The organism is Clostridium sp. CM037, assembly GCF_055081095.1.
In genome coordinates, this window is record NZ_CM143650.1 from 3,067,050 (window position 1) to 3,083,089 (window position 16,040).

A 16,040-nucleotide genomic window follows, 5' to 3' on the forward strand; every position below is an offset into this window, starting at 1 on the left:
TAAATTAACAAAAGTGAAGATAAACACCTTCACTTTTGCATTTTTTAATAATAGTTTTATTCTTCAAAAACCTTTTGCCCATCAACTTGGGTTTCTAATGCTTTAAGTGCTTTAGCTACCAGTTTATATCTAAGCTTCATTTCAGCTTCCTTCTCTAAACTAGGGTTTCCTAGTGGATGTGGGATAGCTATTGTCGGTACTATTCTATTTGCTCCAACTGTAAGTGAAATTGGAACTACTGTGCACATGTGGACTACTGGAAGTCCTCCACGCTCTATTTCTTTAACGAGTGTTGCACCGCAACGTGTACAAGTTCCTCATGTTGACGTTAATATAACAGCATCCACACCATCAGCTAACAATTCCTTTACAATTTGTGCTCCAAATTTCTTTGAATTGGCAACGGATGTACCATTTCCAACCGTAGAATAAAAATATCTGTGAAGCGAACCTATTTTTTCTTCTTTTTCCATTTGTCTTAATACATCTACTGGAAGAACCCTATCACAATCAGAATTGGCATAAGTTGGATCAAATCCACCATGTGCAGTTTCATATGTTGCCTCTGTTAAATCGTCAACACCGAAAATGTCATATTTACCAAACTTTGAAGCGCTTGAGGATTCAATATGGTCAGGGTTACCTTTTGGAACTATTCCACCTGATGTAACTAATGCAATTTTAGCTTTGGTTATGTCTTTTATAGCTGCATTTGGCTCTACCCTATCAAATACAGGCATTACAAACTCAGTTGCAAATTCCTCTCCTTTAAGCTTCTTAACGAGCATATTAACTGCTCTTTTTGAACCTCTAACTGTATCAAAATAATTCTTTCTTATTCCTCTTTCAATATAACCTTCCTCTGCAGGTGATCCTATTTCTTCACCGTGAACAAGTTTTAAACCAAGCTTTACCATAGCGGGAAGAGCTTGCCTCATGCCAACCGCACTATTTCTAGTCTCAATTATATATGCGTCCTTTTTATATATATCAGCACCAGGATTTTCAATATACATTGCTGTAAGCACAGGAACATTTAATTTTTCTTTAACTTCTTTTGCAACAGCACCACATGCCATTCCGTATCTTCCTGCATTGAAAGCTGGGCCTGCAATTACTAAATCAGGGTTGTAACTTTTTATCATTTCAATTACTTCAGCTTTTGCTTTTTCTAGATTTTCATTGAAATATGAATCTCCGCAAATAACAGTAGCAACTATTTCAGCTTCACCTTTAAAAATTTTGTTTAGCCCCATTCCAGGACCAACGAAACCTTCTCTTACTTCTGGTTTATAATTTGCCTCTTCTTCTCCGCCTATACCAGCATAAAACTGATTTATATAATGAACTACCTTAATCAATTGGGTTTCCCCCTTTTCTCATATTTTGAATTTACTTTTTAAACTTAAAATTAATATTTTGAAAACTCATCTCTTATTGTCTTTACTTCCTTAATTATATCGTCAACGTCTAGAACCATTTCCATCATTCCACACTGCTCATCATAAACCGTCGCATCACATTCATCCTTTATTTCTGGCTCAATCATGTGATAAACAGCAAGACCAAGTTCAATTCCTGCAAGTGGGCCTGCAAATGTAGGGTCCCCTGCAGCTACTGTTTCAGCTGAAAGTCCTGAAGCTTCTGCTTCTGCTCCACCAAGTATAACTACAATGTTTTCTGCACCATTCTTGTCTGCTAATTCTTTAACTCTTTTTTGGATCTCCAGATCCATAGCACCAGCGGCAGTTCAGACAAAGCATTCTGTTGAAGCAAATATTACTTCTGCTCCTGCAGTTTTTACGCTTTCTTCGATTGCTTGACCTGGTATTCCATCTCTATCACCTATAGCAATTACTTTTTTACCTTTTAACATTTATATCATCCTTTCTATAAAAAAATTAGTACCCTCTTGTACTTAAAGTATTATATCCAACTTCGCTTGTTGCTCCAGTAATTACCTGGATTTCAGCTTCAATTGAGCCGTCCTCTCTCAAACTTCCGAAATGTCCTCCAGCAATAACATTTGCATTTTCCGGATGACCGATAATTTTCTTCATTGTGGGAAGTACAATAACTTCATTTGCATTTCCAGCAGTTACTACTGCATCGCCCTTAGGAGTTGAATCTGCAAGTGATTGTGAAGCTCCATCTTGACCAGCATATTCATCGGTTATTAGTACTGTTTTAATTCCTAGTGCTGAAATCTTGTTACAATTCATAACTAAATCTGCGTCTGGATTTCCAAAACCCTCCTCAGAAATTATTACTGCATCTGCACCTAAATATTCAACTAATTTTGCAGTATAGCTTGAAGATCTTTCTTTATCTGCAAGGTATACAGTTTCATTAGTTAATACACATCCAAGGAAATTGTAGTCAATACCATGTCTCTCATACAAATCCTCAATTACAGGATGATTCATATGAACATACGATGGGTTCTTATCACAAGCTGAAACACAGTTTCCTGAAACAATAGCACCATCAAATATTTCCGTTGGGTATATGAATGTAGGTATTATTTTCTTTGCATCAACTCCATATACATAAGTGTCATGAAGAAGCCCCTGACTTTGAAGCATATATACATATATTACTTTAGGAAGATCAGGATACTTTTTTACCTGTTCTAAAAGAGGAAGTGTTTCGAAAGTCTTAATTTCATCAGCCTCAAGTTCTCTTGCACATTCACCAAGATATGTTGCAGCCTTAAATCCAACCATTCTAACAGCTTCTTCGTGATCATGTGGAAGTACGCTTTTCTTTGTTTCACAGGTTATTACAACGTTGTTTAATTTTGAAAATGGTGTATATTTAGCACCAATTCCACTCATGTCAATGATTCCTTCCTGGAACCCAACAATATTTCCAGTAGTTACAACAGCAGCGCCTTTCAAAACATTTGTTCTTCCATTTCCAACTGTATCAACCTTGCTTATAAATCCTGGAAATATCCCACCGCTACCTGATACCTTTACCCTTGGCTCAATAACGTCTTTAACTGGAATTATTCTTGTCTCATCTCCGGGTCTTGCAATTTCAATGCTAATACTTTCAATTCTTTCATCTCCGCCTATCCGTGCAAGCAGTTCTTCTTTATTTACAAAAAGAACTCCATTTTCAACCTTTGTGCAAGTGCCAAATTGAACATCATTAATTTTAATTTCACCAAGTTCTAAACGCAAAATTTCCACCTCCGAAATAGTTTAGCCATTTATTACAATGTTTCATAAACGCTTTTAATAAAATCCTCTACATCATCAATTGTTTCGATATTTTCAGGGGTAATAGTGCTTATTTTTTCGTTATTTTTATAAATTATCATCGTTGGGAGTCCAAGTACTCTTTGAGATATAGCGAGTCTTCTAGAACCACCGATATTAAGACTTGCAAATTTGATTTTATCGCTATATTTGTTTTCTAGTTCGTGTACTCCAGGCATAAGTTCCTTACATACTTCACATTTGTCACCCCAGAAATCAACGAATACTGCTTTTTCAGAATAAGATACTACTTCCTCATCAAAATTTTCCTTTGTCAAACTAATCATTTTAAATACCCCCTAATTCTATTTATTTGCTATATATACTTCTGCAGAAGTTGCTGCTATTGCGCCATCAGCTGCTGCAGTTATAACCTGTCTCAAATTCTTGACCCTAATATCTCCAGCTGCGAAAACGCCTGGAATGTTGGTTACCATATCATCATTCGTCATTACATAACCACTTTCATCCATATTGACCTTACCTTTGAAAATTTCTGAAATAGGAATGTATCCGACAAATACAAAGCATCCATCAACCTTAACTTTTTGAACTTCGCCTGTTTTAACATTTCTGACCTTAAGGCCTTCAAGTATTTCATCGCCTTCTGCCTCATCTATAACTGAGTCGTATATAAACTTGATTTTTGGATTAGCAAAAGCTTTTTCTTGAATTGATTTACAAGCTCTTAATTCATCTCTTCTATGAATTACTGTTACACTATCTGCAAACTTCGTGAGATAAATTGCTTCAGTTATGGCGGAATCTCCACCGCCATTTACGGCTACATCGAGCTCCGTAAAAAAATCAGCATCACAGGTAGCGCAATATGAAATCCCCTTACCCCGTAGCTCATTTTCATTTTTAAAACCTGCTAATCTGGGATAAGCGCCTGTTGCAATTACAATAGTTTTAGCCTTATATGTTTCTTTTTTGCATTTAACAGTTTTTATTTCACCTTCAAGCAAAATATTTTCTACAGTATCTTTTGCAAACTTTGTACCAAATTCCTCGGCTTGAGTTCTCATTCTTTTAATCAATTTTGGACCAGTGCACCCTTCAATTGAGCCAGGATAATTTGCAAGTTCATCTGTTATTGCGGCCTGTCCTCCAAATTTTCCTCGTTCAATTATTATAGAATCAAGTTTTGACCTTGATGCGTAAAGTCCTGCCGATAGCCCAGCTGGGCCACCTCCTATAATTATAGTGTCATAAATATGTTCCATTTTAAGCCCTCCCAGTTTATTGCATTTATTTTCAATTTAGACCATGACTTATAATATCGTAATCTATTAACATGAAATCATTTCGCACCGCATCTGACCATGCTGGTGTTCCCCTATCTTTAATGAATTTTTCAGTTGTGTGTATTGATTCTTCAATAAAATTAACTGACTGTAAATCTATTACTTCTTTTTTTGATTTTGTTATTATTACAGTTTTGTAGGGCGTTTCATTTGGCTTTATGCTGCTAGAAAGCGGATGTGTGAGCAAAAGGTGTCCCTTATGAATATGATTTCTTACAGCTTTTAGTACATTCATTATTCCAGTACTTAAAAATTCGACTTTATATTTTTCACCAAATTTGTCTAGACATAATGGGTTATTAGTTACAATCAATACTTCTTCTATCAATTAATCCCCCCCTTACAAATACATTAATTCAATTTATTTCCGCTTGCGCATAAAAAAAGACAAAGATAAGAAGCTCATTTAAGCCTTTATCTCTGTCTTTTTACCTGAGAGAATTACTCCTTCGGTGCAATTGCTTTCCAGAGGTATATCAATCTTCGGTCCTTTTGCCTGAGATATTCATATTACAGTGCATGTAATACTTGGCCCTTCGGCTATCCATTTAAGGATGTTATATTAAATAACTAAGCTTAAGCTTAATCTCCCGAAAACATCATCTATCAATATTTAAAAGTTATTACAATTTTATTATAATCTTTTTCTTAACAATGTAAAGCTTTTAATTCAAATACTATCTATAAATTCAAATAATATCCACTTAAATCCTTTATATTATAACATCTCTATAAATGCTGACATTCTTGTATTAATTTGTCCTATATCTGCTTGAGAATAATCCGTTTCAATACTCATATATGGAATGTTTCTCTTGTTGAAAACTCTTTTTAATCTAAGAGTTTCTACATTATACGTATGACAAGCTTGAAGTATTACATCGACTACTCCATCAGCTTTATATTCTTTACATAACTTTCCTAATAAATCTATTCTGTTATCATTTGGTGTCATACAAGAGCATCCAATATTTAAATATTTTTCTGTTAAAGCGTAAATAGGTTCCTTGTTTTCATCAACCAATGTCTCGGTTGTTTTAGCTCCACCGCAGTTTTCATAGCATACCACTACTCCACCATTCTCTTCTATGGCCTTAATTATTTTTTCAGTTCCTTGTCCTAGAGGACATCCGGTAATAATTATTCTCTTTGCCTCACTCGAAACTTTTCTTTCCCCCATATCGTAGCTATCTAGTGCTTCACTTGTTATGCTTTCAAGATCTTTTATCAATACCTCTTTATCCAATTTAAATCCTGCTCCAGATAAAACCTTATGCATTTCATAGCCTGTAATTGCTGGTGGCTCTAGCTGTCCTAGCTCATAAAACTTTCTTAGAGCTACTCTTTCCCTATTTTTAAGCTTAATAGCTATTTTAAGCTTCTCATCTGTAATTTCAACACCATAAAAATTTTCTACACACTTCTTTAGCTTTACTAATTCATTACTCCATAGTTTATAAGAATCCTCATCATTACAGTTTTGAGGAAGCTGCATAATATGAGTCTTCTTAATATCTGCTAAATATTCATACATCTTCTTTTTCCCATCACAGGTAGTTTCTCCAACAATCATATCGGAAAAATAAAAAAAAGGACATTTATCTGTAATTGCAAAGCCATAAGATGCTTTAATTAATGGGCATAGATTTCTTGGTAAATCCCTTTCGGCATCAGCTATAGGTTCCTCTGTCATACTGCATAATGAAACTGCAATAGCATCTGCGGCCATTATTATTTCTGTTGGTGTGAAAGTACAAAATACACCCACAACCTTCTTGCCTTCATCTTTTAAATTCTTGATGCTTAAAAAAGCATTTCTTCTTGCTTCACTAAAATCTTCAAATTTTTCTGGTAGGTTATTCATTAATATATCCCCCTCCGTTATAATGCTTCATTAGAATTTCCTTCAATTCTGCTTGCCATTATAGCCGCTCCAATAGCACCTGCATATCTTGCCCTCTTTTGAGTAGCTACAGGTGAACCTAGTTTTTCTGAAAGTTGATCCACAATAAATGGGCTATCGCAAAGTCCTCCTGTTAAGAAATAATTGTGTGAATCAGAATGTTTTTGACACAGCGATTTTACTTTACCAGTAATAGATTCTATTACACCAAATGCAATATCTTTACGTTTTTTACCACTACCAATAAGACTAATGACTTCAGATTCTGCAAAAACGGTACACATCGAACTGATAGTTGTTCCACTTCCCCTTGCGGCTTCAGTGCAAAGTTGATCAATATCGAATCCTAGTGTTCCAGCCATTAATTCTAAAAATTTACCAGTACCAGCTGCACACTTATCATTCATAGAGAAGTTTGTAACCTTACCACTTTCAACAGTTATAACTTTTGTATCTTGTCCACCTATATCAATAACTGTACAATCTTCATGTAATAAATAATACGCGCCAACTGCATGGCAGGTTATTTCAGTTATTGTTTTATCTGCATAGGGTACAGAAACCCTTCCGTAACCTGTTGCAACTATTTTACTATTACTAGAGATCATTCCTAGTTTTACTATTGCTTGTTTTATTTCCTCAGCTGTTTTGACACTACTCCAACCTGTTGGGTAAATAAAAGTATTTTTAATTTTATCATGTTCAAGAATACATACCTTAGAAGCAGTTGATCCAATGTCAATTCCTATGTATAGCATATCCTTCACCTTCACTTTCTTATTGTACATAATTAAAAAAATAATAAACCTCTAAACTAATCAACACACTTATATGACTAGCTTAGAGGTTTCAACATCGCAGATGATGTGCTCATCACCTGTGCTGCTTAACTTTGGCGGGAATATATGGGGATTGTTTTAAAGACTATTATAAAGCATGATGATATTTAAATATTTGTATTACATCCTATTTTCAAATGCCAAAATTCACATACTCATTACTTAATCTTATTTATATTTTTCCCTTTAATTAATTGTACATCATATTTTTTGTTTTTACTAGTATTTGCAAGTTTTATAATCAAATTCTATATTTTGAAATTTTTAATCTTAACCTTTCACCATTTTGGACTCTAACTGCTATTATTTTTGTGGCGTTATACTAGTCTTCTTTTCTTATACCTAGGGATTCCACCTGTTCAGAAATCACTTTTAATATTTACTTAAACACTATGATGGATATTCTATAACTGTCATTGGATTATATTTTGGCGACAAAAAAACATCAAAATATATGTTTCAGCAGTCGGTAACTTAAAGTTACTGCCTTGCTCATTTTCATTTACACATAATTATATGGTTCGTGTAACATATAAATAAAAGCTTTAATCGAAAAAATAAAATTACTAACCCTCAAAAGTTAATAATTTTATTTCTTACACAAAATTTATTATTTGTAACATGTCCAAAAAATACTTAAAGAGTTTTTAAGATATCTTCAATTTAATAAAAAATCTTATATTTTCATCTTCACATTCAGCCCATATTTTTCCTCCATGAAGATTTACTATATTTTTTGCGATAGCCAGACCAAGACCACTTCCTCCAGTTGAAGAAAACCTTAGGAAAACCTTAATAAAACCTTAATAAATATAATATTTTAGATATTGGCGCTACCCTCTAGCTGGGTATACAATATATTCGCACCCTAAAACTGTACTGTTCCTAATAAAATTGCTGCGGATTACTCCTAAAACAGCTATAGTATCAAACTGCGCAATAAAAGTTTCAGCTCCATTATTTCCATACATGTTTTTTAATTGTGCTAAACTTTACAATATTGCCATTTGATAAACTCTTAGACCTCTCATTGTTCCCAACATTTCAAGCATTTCTGGTATTCTTCCTATGTTAGCAAATTCTTCTAATAAAAAATACACTGGGGAAGGCAATTTATCTCTAGTTTTATGACCTCATTTGCATTAAGAATTACGGGGGTTAGGGCTCACAATCCCTTACTGAGGCTTTTATTGAACCTGGCAAGTTTGCTGAGTCCATAAATTACAATTAAATTTGCAGCGTAAATTTAATTGTAATTTATGGTTTTAAATCATATTATTTACATTTTTTTTATCATTGTTATAGAATATATTTACATAATGCATTCGGTGAATATGTTATGTAAATATTCTCTATGGCGTATGTTGTTAAAACAATTAGAAGGTGGCAATTATTATGGAAAGGAAATTTGAACATTTGGTAGTTAATGAAATTTGCTGGCAAGAGAGTCTTCCAGATCACGAGGGTTCCATAGGAGGTAAGGTATTTCCTGTGATTATGAGCTCTAGCATTGTTCCAGAAGCTAAAGCACTATGGGAAAGGCAACTCCACATATTCATTATGGAGATGAAATGTATTTAATCTTAGGAGAAGAAAATGCAGCTACTATCGCAGTAACTTTAGGTGATGACTATTACGAAATTAAAACTCCAGGTGCTGTTTATATTCCAGCAGGTGTTCCTCATTCAATTAAGATGATTGATGGTGTGGTTATTAAATTTGGTGGTGCTTGCCCTATATTCTCAGGAACTGAATACATCACTAAGCCTGTACCAGAAAACTGGGATAAATAAAATTCAACAATTGAAAAGGAGAGTAAATAATATGAGTAAAGTAGATAGATTATTTGAACCTATTAAAATAAATAAATTAACCTTGAAAAATAGAATTGCTATGGCACCTATGGGGTTAATTGCCTATTCAGATTCCAATGGTGGATTTAATGAAAATGCACAAGAATACTACGTTGAACGTGCAAAAGGTGGTACAGGTTTGATAATTACAGGTATCTGTGCCGTAGACTACAATGAAATTCCAGAACAAGGACTTCCTTGCCCTACTTATAATCCACTATGCTTTAATATGTCAACAGCTCCAATGAATGAAAGAATTCATTCTTATAATGCAAAAATATTTTTACAATTGACAGGTGGTTTAGGACGTTCTGCAATACCTGGACTATATAAAAAGCCAATTGCTCCTTCAAAGGCAGAAAACCGCTTTGACCCAAGATTAACTCATGAAGCAATGACTACTGAAGATATAAAAGTTTTAATAGAAAACTTCATAAAATCAGCAGCAGTGGCAAAACAGTCAGGTTTTGATGGAGTTGAGGTCCATGCTGTACACGAAGGATATCTTTTAGATCAATTTGCAATCGGTTTCTTTAACAAAAGAGTTGATGAATATGGCGGAGACTTAAGAGGCCGTTTGAAAATCGCAACTGATATAGTTAAGGGAATCAAGGCACAATGTGGTGAAGATTTCCCAGTTTCACTACGTTTCAGTGTTAAGAGTATGATGAAGGGACTTCGTCAAGGCGCATTACCAGGAGAAAAATTTGATGAAGTTGGTAAGGACACAGAAGAAGGATTTGAAGCAGCTAAAATATTAGTAGAAGCGGGCTATGATATGCTAAATGTTGATGCTGGGACTTATGATTCTTGGTATTGGAATCACCCACCAATGTATTTTAACGATAAGGGAATGTACAGAGAATTCGGTAGACAAGTTAAGCAGGTTGTGGATGTTCCAGTCACTATTTCAGGTAGAATGGATGATCCTGACGTGATTAATGACTCATTTGATACTAATTCTTGTGATATTGTTTCCTTTGGACGTCCACTTTTGGCTGACCCATATCTACCTATGAAGGTAAAAGCGGATGAGTGGGAAGATATTAGGCCATGTCTATCTTGTCATGATGGGTGTATGGGAAGAATTGCTCATGGGCTACCATTATCTTGTGCAGTAAATCCTCAATGTGGTCGTGAAAAATCATATCACTTAACACCAGCGATGAAAAAAAAGAGTGTTTTAATAATTGGTGGTGGACTTGCAGGTATGGAGACTGCAAGGGTTTGCAAGTTGAGATGCCACCATGTAACATTGCTTGAAAAGAGCGGTAAATTAGGTGGAACCTTAATACCAGGTGGAATACCTGATTTCAAGAGCGATGACCGATCTCTATGCAAATGGTATCAAAGACAAATGAATATATTAGGGGTTAACGTTCAATTAAATACAACTGCTGATGAGTCGATGATTGAGAAAACTGATGCTGATGTTATTGTAATTGCAACAGGTTCTAAGGCGTTTATCCCTAAATTTGACACAGATAGAAAGATCTTAAATGCAGCTGATGTATTAATGGATCCATCCTTGGCTGGTAAAGATATTGTAATAATAGGTGCAGGTCTTGTTGGTTGTGAAACCGGTCTTTGGTTGTCAAAAATGAGCAAAAATGTTAGCATAATAGAAATGCTTCCGGTTATTTGCGGTGGTCCTCACAATATGCCATTTATGAACTGGGATATGATGAAGGATTTACTTCCATTCAACAATATTAAAGTAATGACTAGCACAAAGATTGAAAAAATAGATTCGAATGGTGTTAAAGTTTCTAATAAAGATGGAGAAAGTATATTAAACGCAGACACAATAATAGCTGCAGCAGGGTACGAGCCTCATAATCCACTACAAAGCATACTTGACAAAAGTAAAAAGGAAACATATAATATTGGGGATTCTAGGGAAGTTAAGAACATTATGAAATCTATTTGGGACGCATTTGAAGTAGCAATGAATATTTAATAATTAGTAGCTATTTATCTACTCCCTTGAGTTGCGGAGGTTATATTATGGAAGAGATGACAAACAGACAAAAACTGGCTATTAGCACTAAAACCCACATTTTGGATATCTCTTTGAAATTGATGAAAGAACAAGGCCATAAAACAAATATGTGAAAAATCAGGAGTGTCAACGGGAGCTTTTTATCACCATTTGAAGGGCAAGGAAGATATAATAATCGAAGGCTATTCTGAATGTGATAAATATTTTGATGAATATGAGGTTAATCATTTGGAGGCCGAGGACATAATTGATAAGATAATAGAGTATATTGGTTATCAAACGAAATATGCTAAGATGCTTGGAGTAGATGCTATTACTCAAATTTACAAAGCTCAATTGACACATGGTAATGAATTTTTCCTCTCAGATAATCACGCACTTTCAAGCAATTTGTTGATACTCATACAAAAAGCACAGGATGAGGGTGTTTTGAGAACTGATTATCGAGCAAATCAAATCCGTGATGAATTGCTTCTAATCTCAAGGGGGACGATATACAATTGTTCCCAAAAATGGAGAATTTGCTCTTACAGATTATATAAAGATATAGGGGTACATTTTCTATCCAATGTTAGATTTCAAGTAAACTTCCCTCTTTTGTTCTTCAGTAATTCCAATGTATCTTAAAGTCTGTGATTTTGACGAATGATTAAATATATCCATAAGTAATTCTAATGAAGATCCATTAATTAAGATTACTCATGATTTTGTGACTATTTTTTTAGTATAGTGTTTTCTCAAAAGCTATTCTTTTATTTCCATCTTCTAAATAAATTATTCCACAATACTGAAATTTGTTTTTCTTAAGCAGTTTTTGCATAGATAAGTTTTCTTCATGTGTATCCACTTTTATACTGTACACACCTTTATTCAAACAAATCTGCTCTATATTTTTGATAATCTGTGATGCTAATGCTAATCTTTTATAATTGTTGTCAATAGCGATTCTATGAATAACCGCATATTCATTATCACTAATCCACTGCCCCTCATAAATAGAGTCATATGTTTTTTCTCCCTCAAAAGAAACTGCTGCAGTAGCAACAATATTATCGTCTCTTAACAGTACATAACCATTTTTATTATCAATATCATTACTTATTATTTCAACATTGGGATAGTTATTCTGCCATTGGTTAATCCCATGTTTTTTTAAGTATGCTTGTGCCTGCATAATAATACTCATTATATCATTAGCATCTGTTTCAACTGCTTTTCTAAATTCCATTTCAATCCTCCTTACAGCTACAAATAGCCCCTGTTTTGCCTATATATAAACTTCTGTATTAGTTACCATATTTCTACTTTGTTAATCTATTACCCCCAAATATTACCTTGAATTATTTTGCTTTGCTAACACTGATTTATTTTTTATATCGAGCCAATATTTTTCTATATTTCACTCATTCTTTTTACTAATTCAGTTGCCATTTGCTTTTCTTGTTCACTAAAACCTTTAAATGATATTTTTAACTGTTTAATTTCTTCATCCATTATAAATTCATATAATTTAGTTGAAAGTTCAACTTATTTATTTGCCATTTTAATCTTTCCTTTTAATAATATTGAGTTAAATATATTAAATTTTATTTTCCATTTTTATCATCTGCACTTTTCTTTTCCAGTTCAGCAGTTCCTGTTTTACTTGCTAGAGCTTTTCTGCTAATTTAATACATAGGCGAACTTACTTTAATTGTTATTTTCAGTTGTGGTAAAAGAATCGAATACAATTTTAGAAGCTTGAGCAATTAGTTCGTCATCATGTTTAGCCTCTTTTGTATCGTGAGTTGACAATATTGCAATAATTATAGGTTTTTTGTTTGGGGGCATTACTATGGCAATATCATTTCTTGTTCCGTAAGAACCACTTCCGCTTTTGTCAGCAACTACCCAGCCCTCTGGTGCTCCTGCACGAATTAGTGTATTACCTGTTGCATTACATGTCATCCAATCAATAAGAATTTTTTTCTTATCGTCTGTTAATATATCTCCAGTTGTGTATGCTTGTAAATCAGTTGCCAATTGTCTTGGTGTGCTAGTGTCCCTAATATCTTCAGGTATGGCTTCGTTTAGATCTGGTTCTATACGTGTAGGTTGCGTAACGTTATCTCCTAATTGATTAAGTGATGATTTAAAACCATTAGGTCCACCTATATGATCAAATAAAAGATTTGCAGCTGTATTATCACTAAAACGTACTGCTGCATTGCAAAGTTCTTCAATGGTCATGCCTTTATCAACGTTATCTTTTGTAATTGGAGCATAAGAGAGAACATCTTCTTTGTTATATTTAACTACTTGTTTAAGCTGCTCTAATGAATCTTGTTTTAAAACAGCACCAGCGGCTAAAGCTTTGAATGTAGAACAGTAAGCAAAGCTATCATCAGCACGATATACGACTTCTTTATGCGTCTCTGTATCAAAAGCATATACACCAAGTTTAACACCATAATCACTTTCAAGTTGTGAAAATGACGAATTATATTGTGTGTCAGACTTCGTGTTTACAGGTGGCTGAGTTGCTACCTTTCCACAGCTAGTAAGAGAAAAGATCATAATCGGCATAAGTATAGCAATTTTAAACTTATTTACCTTGAATTTTGAATTTACTAATTTTTTCATATAAATTCTCCTTTGTTATTTAATCGATCTGTTAAGTTATTTTTTCATAACATTACCTAAATCTCTTAATATCTGTAATGTTATTTCCTTGGCCTTTACGCCTGTAGCACCATTTTTTCCTTCAATATTTGTCGCGAAAAAATACATATCATTATTTTCTTCTATATATCCTACAAACCAACCATTAACTTCTTTATTATTTTCAACACCTGAACCGGTCTTGCCATACATTACTCTTTCCCCATCTTCCATTATTTTTATTGAATTTCTTACTATGTCTATATTTTTCTTGGAAAAAGGCAATTCATAATTATACATTTTTTTTAGCATTTCCACCTGTTCTATAGGTGAAATTTTTAAAGAAGCTTGAAGCCAGTAATCAGCTTGTAGAGAATAAATATCCTTGTTACCATAATCCATCTTATCTATATAGTACTTCAATTTATTTTTGCCTATTTTTCTATCTACTTCTTCAAAATACCAATTTACAGAATATTTCATTGCAGAAAATAATGTATTATCTTGATTCCACTCCCTATAAGGATATTTGCTACCATCCCATTTGAAAAGTTCTTTCTCATCTTTAATAACACCTGTTTCTAAACCTATCAACGCTTCTACTATTTTATAGGTTGAGCAAGGTGATACTCTTTTTTCACTTTTCTCTTTGTTATAAACTATATAGTCTCCTTTATTAACATCAAACAATACAAAGCTTCCTTCAAAGCCCTTATAAAATCTGCTTAAATCTTTTTGCTCACTATTTTTTTCTAATACTTTTTTATCCTTTACTATAGCATTTCCTTGTGTACTACCTAAAAACATACATGTTAAAATAATAAAAACAACTGTTTTAGTCAACACTATACCTTTTGAATCTTTCTTAAATCCAGCTATCATTTTTATTCTATTTCTTGCATTCTTTTTGTTTTTTATAATACCAAGTGTGAAAATATTATTTTTATTATAAGCAATTAACTCTAGAAGTTTAATAATAGTAAGGCCATAGCCTTTTATCTCTTCCTCATTTATTTTTGAAAGAACATGTCCATCACAAGCTATTTCCATATCTTTTTTCATAAGATAAAAACCATAATATATAATAGGATTAAACCAATAAATTAATTGCAGTAGACTTATTAACAAACTTACGGCCATGTCCTTTCTCTTATAATGAGCTAGTTCATGTAGCAATATATATCTCATCTCATCCTGTGTAATTTTATCTTCTATTCCATCAGGAATAAGAATATAGGGGTTTATAAATCCAAAAAGTGCTGGACATCTATCACCATCTATTCTTACAATATTTATGCTGCAATTTATATTTAGATCTTTTTTACAGCCTTCCAATAAAACCTTAATATTTTCATCATAAATTTGTGGTCTATCTTTTATTCCTGCCCTAAGCTTAATATTGGTTATAACAATTAAGGCAAAGCCTATAAGAAAAACCATTAACCACAGAATATAAAATATTGAATAATATCTATTTATAGAAATAGCATAGTCCTTCGTTGAATCCATTAACATAGATAATTCTTTATGTGAATTATTTGAAACTGTTACATTGGTAATATTCATACTTTTGTGTGCAATATTTGAAAAAAAGCTTATAATTCTATCTATACTTACTGGGCTTTGAGGAAAATAAGGAATTAGTAATTTTAAAATTAGTATAAACCAAATATAATAATTCCATCTTGCCCCCAATTTCTTATTAAATAAAATTTTAATTAACAATATGCCAAATATCACTATGCTACTAGCAATGGAATAATAAATTAAATAAGAAAAAAACTTAGATATTAACATAATAAATTTACCTATCTTTCTTGCAATCAAGAATTTTTTTAAGGTCCTCTATATCTTCTGTTGATAAATTTTCATCCTCTATAAAATTTAAAAGCATTTCTTTAAATCCCCCATTATATATCCTATCAAGAAAGGAGTTACGTTCAATTTTTACACATTGTTCTTCAGTAAAAATAGGGTAATATTTATATATTCGTCCTTCCTTTTCATAGGAAATAATATTTTTATTTAGTAACCTGTTAATCAACGTTTTTACAGTCTTAGGTTTCCAACTAACATCACCACTTAATTTTTCTATTACATCATTTGCTGTCACTGGAGCACCAGACCATATAATCTTCATAACCTTCCACTCAGTTTCAGCAATTCTTGGTATTTCTTTCATTCTTCTTAACTCCCCTTATAATTTATATTAATACAACTATATATATTT

17 protein-coding genes, 1 pseudogene and 1 riboswitch are annotated in these 16,040 nt (G+C 33.0%); of the genes and pseudogenes, 4 read left to right on the forward strand and 14 right to left on the reverse strand.

The genetic code is table 11. The features are described 5' to 3' along the window. Window positions 1–56 precede the first annotated feature (56 nt). The 10 genes and pseudogenes from grdB to ACWJKP_RS14880 form a co-directional block, all read right to left on the reverse strand. Window positions 57–1,361, reverse strand: a complete 1,305-nt coding sequence (gene grdB, locus ACWJKP_RS14835; protein ID WP_165413476.1) for a glycine reductase complex selenoprotein B — start codon at window positions 1,359–1,361, stop codon at window positions 57–59. A 50-nt stretch (window positions 1,362–1,411) separates the two neighbouring features. Then, on the reverse strand, window positions 1,412–1,876 hold the full coding sequence (gene grdA, locus ACWJKP_RS14840) for a glycine/sarcosine/betaine reductase complex selenoprotein A (protein ID WP_165413475.1): 465 nt from the start codon (window positions 1,874–1,876) through the stop codon (window positions 1,412–1,414). Between the two features lie 25 nt (window positions 1,877–1,901). Beyond that, window positions 1,902–3,188, reverse strand: coding sequence for a glycine/sarcosine/betaine reductase component B subunit (locus tag ACWJKP_RS14845; protein ID WP_165413474.1), 1,287 nt, complete (start codon window positions 3,186–3,188; stop codon window positions 1,902–1,904). Between the two features lie 32 nt (window positions 3,189–3,220). Beyond that, window positions 3,221–3,553 (reverse strand): thioredoxin family protein, encoded by a 333-nt coding sequence (locus tag ACWJKP_RS14850; RefSeq protein WP_165413473.1) that lies wholly within the window; start codon window positions 3,551–3,553, stop codon window positions 3,221–3,223. Window positions 3,554–3,571: 18 nt separating this feature from the next. Further along, window positions 3,572–4,492, reverse strand: a complete 921-nt coding sequence (trxB, locus tag ACWJKP_RS14855; RefSeq protein ID WP_165413472.1) for a thioredoxin-disulfide reductase — start codon at window positions 4,490–4,492, stop codon at window positions 3,572–3,574. Between the two features lie 31 nt (window positions 4,493–4,523). Beyond that, window positions 4,524–4,901, reverse strand: a complete 378-nt coding sequence (locus tag ACWJKP_RS14860) for a GrdX family protein (protein ID WP_187351433.1) — start codon at window positions 4,899–4,901, stop codon at window positions 4,524–4,526. Between the two features lie 82 nt (window positions 4,902–4,983). After that, window positions 4,984–5,052, reverse strand: a riboswitch (glycine riboswitch). 239 nt (window positions 5,053–5,291) lie between these two features. Then, window positions 5,292–6,437, reverse strand: a complete 1,146-nt coding sequence (locus ACWJKP_RS14865) for a double-cubane-cluster-containing anaerobic reductase (protein ID WP_165413471.1) — start codon at window positions 6,435–6,437, stop codon at window positions 5,292–5,294. Between the two features lie 17 nt (window positions 6,438–6,454). After that, on the reverse strand, window positions 6,455–7,234 hold the full coding sequence (locus ACWJKP_RS14870) for an acyl-CoA dehydratase activase (protein ID WP_462961293.1): 780 nt from the start codon (window positions 7,232–7,234) through the stop codon (window positions 6,455–6,457). 728 nt (window positions 7,235–7,962) lie between these two features. Further along, a pseudogene (locus ACWJKP_RS14875) lies at window positions 7,963–8,097 on the reverse strand (ATP-binding protein); the annotation flags it as partial. A 210-nt stretch (window positions 8,098–8,307) separates the two neighbouring features. Continuing rightward, the gene (locus tag ACWJKP_RS14880) at window positions 8,308–8,427 is read right to left on the reverse strand and encodes a TraM recognition domain-containing protein (protein ID WP_165413469.1); all 120 of its coding nucleotides are present in this window, start codon (window positions 8,425–8,427) and stop codon (window positions 8,308–8,310) included. A 283-nt stretch (window positions 8,428–8,710) separates the two neighbouring features. Here ACWJKP_RS14880 and ACWJKP_RS14885 point away from each other — a divergent pair, with 283 nt between their 5' ends. The 4 genes from ACWJKP_RS14885 to ACWJKP_RS14900 all read left to right on the forward strand — a co-directional run bounded on the left by ACWJKP_RS14885 (window position 8,711) and on the right by ACWJKP_RS14900 (window position 11,797). Continuing rightward, window positions 8,711–8,896, forward strand: a complete 186-nt coding sequence (locus tag ACWJKP_RS14885) for a hypothetical protein (protein WP_165413468.1) — start codon at window positions 8,711–8,713, stop codon at window positions 8,894–8,896. Further along, complete coding sequence (locus tag ACWJKP_RS14890) at window positions 8,887–9,108, forward strand: cupin domain-containing protein (protein ID WP_165413467.1); 222 nt, start codon at window positions 8,887–8,889, stop codon at window positions 9,106–9,108. The genes ACWJKP_RS14885 and ACWJKP_RS14890 overlap by 10 nt, the downstream gene beginning before the upstream one ends. Before the next feature lie 31 nt (window positions 9,109–9,139). Beyond that, a complete protein-coding gene (locus ACWJKP_RS14895) occupies window positions 9,140–11,128 on the forward strand; it encodes an oxidoreductase (protein ID WP_165413466.1) in 1,989 nt (662 codons plus the stop codon). A gap of 192 nt (window positions 11,129–11,320) precedes the next feature. Further along, window positions 11,321–11,797, forward strand: a complete 477-nt coding sequence (locus ACWJKP_RS14900) for a hypothetical protein (RefSeq protein ID WP_263492340.1) — start codon at window positions 11,321–11,323, stop codon at window positions 11,795–11,797. A 94-nt stretch (window positions 11,798–11,891) separates the two neighbouring features. Here the strand turns inward: ACWJKP_RS14900 and ACWJKP_RS14905 are convergent, their stop codons facing one another. The 4 genes from ACWJKP_RS14905 to ACWJKP_RS14920 all read right to left on the reverse strand — a co-directional run bounded on the left by ACWJKP_RS14905 (window position 11,892) and on the right by ACWJKP_RS14920 (window position 15,992). Further along, the gene (locus ACWJKP_RS14905) at window positions 11,892–12,398 is read right to left on the reverse strand and encodes a GNAT family N-acetyltransferase (protein WP_165413464.1); all 507 of its coding nucleotides are present in this window, start codon (window positions 12,396–12,398) and stop codon (window positions 11,892–11,894) included. Window positions 12,399–12,859: 461 nt separating this feature from the next. Further along, the gene (gene bla / locus ACWJKP_RS14910) at window positions 12,860–13,792 is read right to left on the reverse strand and encodes a class A beta-lactamase (protein WP_165413463.1); all 933 of its coding nucleotides are present in this window, start codon (window positions 13,790–13,792) and stop codon (window positions 12,860–12,862) included. Between the two features lie 36 nt (window positions 13,793–13,828). Continuing rightward, window positions 13,829–15,607, reverse strand: coding sequence for a BlaR1 family beta-lactam sensor/signal transducer (locus tag ACWJKP_RS14915; protein WP_165413462.1), 1,779 nt, complete (start codon window positions 15,605–15,607; stop codon window positions 13,829–13,831). 7 nt (window positions 15,608–15,614) lie between these two features. Next, entirely contained in the window at window positions 15,615–15,992 is a 378-nt protein-coding gene (locus ACWJKP_RS14920; RefSeq protein WP_165413461.1) for a BlaI/MecI/CopY family transcriptional regulator, read from the reverse strand. Between the last annotated feature and the right edge of the window lie 48 nt (window positions 15,993–16,040).

What these genes read in the sequence shown, in the direction of transcription:
- ACWJKP_RS14850 (WP_165413473.1), bottom strand. Translation starts at nt 3,553, where the DNA reads ATGATTAGTTTGACAAAGGAAAATTTTGATGAGGAAGTAGTATCTTAT.
- trxB (WP_165413472.1), bottom strand. Translation starts at nt 4,492, where the DNA reads ATGGAACATATTTATGACACTATAATTATAGGAGGTGGCCCAGCTGGG.
- ACWJKP_RS14865 (WP_165413471.1), bottom strand. Translation starts at nt 6,437, where the DNA reads ATGAATAACCTACCAGAAAAATTTGAAGATTTTAGTGAAGCAAGAAGA.
- ACWJKP_RS14870 (WP_462961293.1), bottom strand. Translation starts at nt 7,234, where the DNA reads ATGCTATACATAGGAATTGACATTGGATCAACTGCTTCTAAGGTATGT.
- ACWJKP_RS14885 (WP_165413468.1), top strand. Translation starts at nt 8,711, where the DNA reads ATGGAAAGGAAATTTGAACATTTGGTAGTTAATGAAATTTGCTGGCAA.
- ACWJKP_RS14890 (WP_165413467.1), top strand. Translation starts at nt 8,887, where the DNA reads ATGTATTTAATCTTAGGAGAAGAAAATGCAGCTACTATCGCAGTAACT.
- ACWJKP_RS14895 (WP_165413466.1), top strand. Translation starts at nt 9,140, where the DNA reads ATGAGTAAAGTAGATAGATTATTTGAACCTATTAAAATAAATAAATTA.
- ACWJKP_RS14905 (WP_165413464.1), bottom strand. Translation starts at nt 12,398, where the DNA reads ATGGAATTTAGAAAAGCAGTTGAAACAGATGCTAATGATATAATGAGT.
- bla (WP_165413463.1), bottom strand. Translation starts at nt 13,792, where the DNA reads ATGAAAAAATTAGTAAATTCAAAATTCAAGGTAAATAAGTTTAAAATT.
- ACWJKP_RS14915 (WP_165413462.1), bottom strand. Translation starts at nt 15,607, where the DNA reads ATGTTAATATCTAAGTTTTTTTCTTATTTAATTTATTATTCCATTGCT.
- ACWJKP_RS14920 (WP_165413461.1), bottom strand. Translation starts at nt 15,992, where the DNA reads ATGAAAGAAATACCAAGAATTGCTGAAACTGAGTGGAAGGTTATGAAG.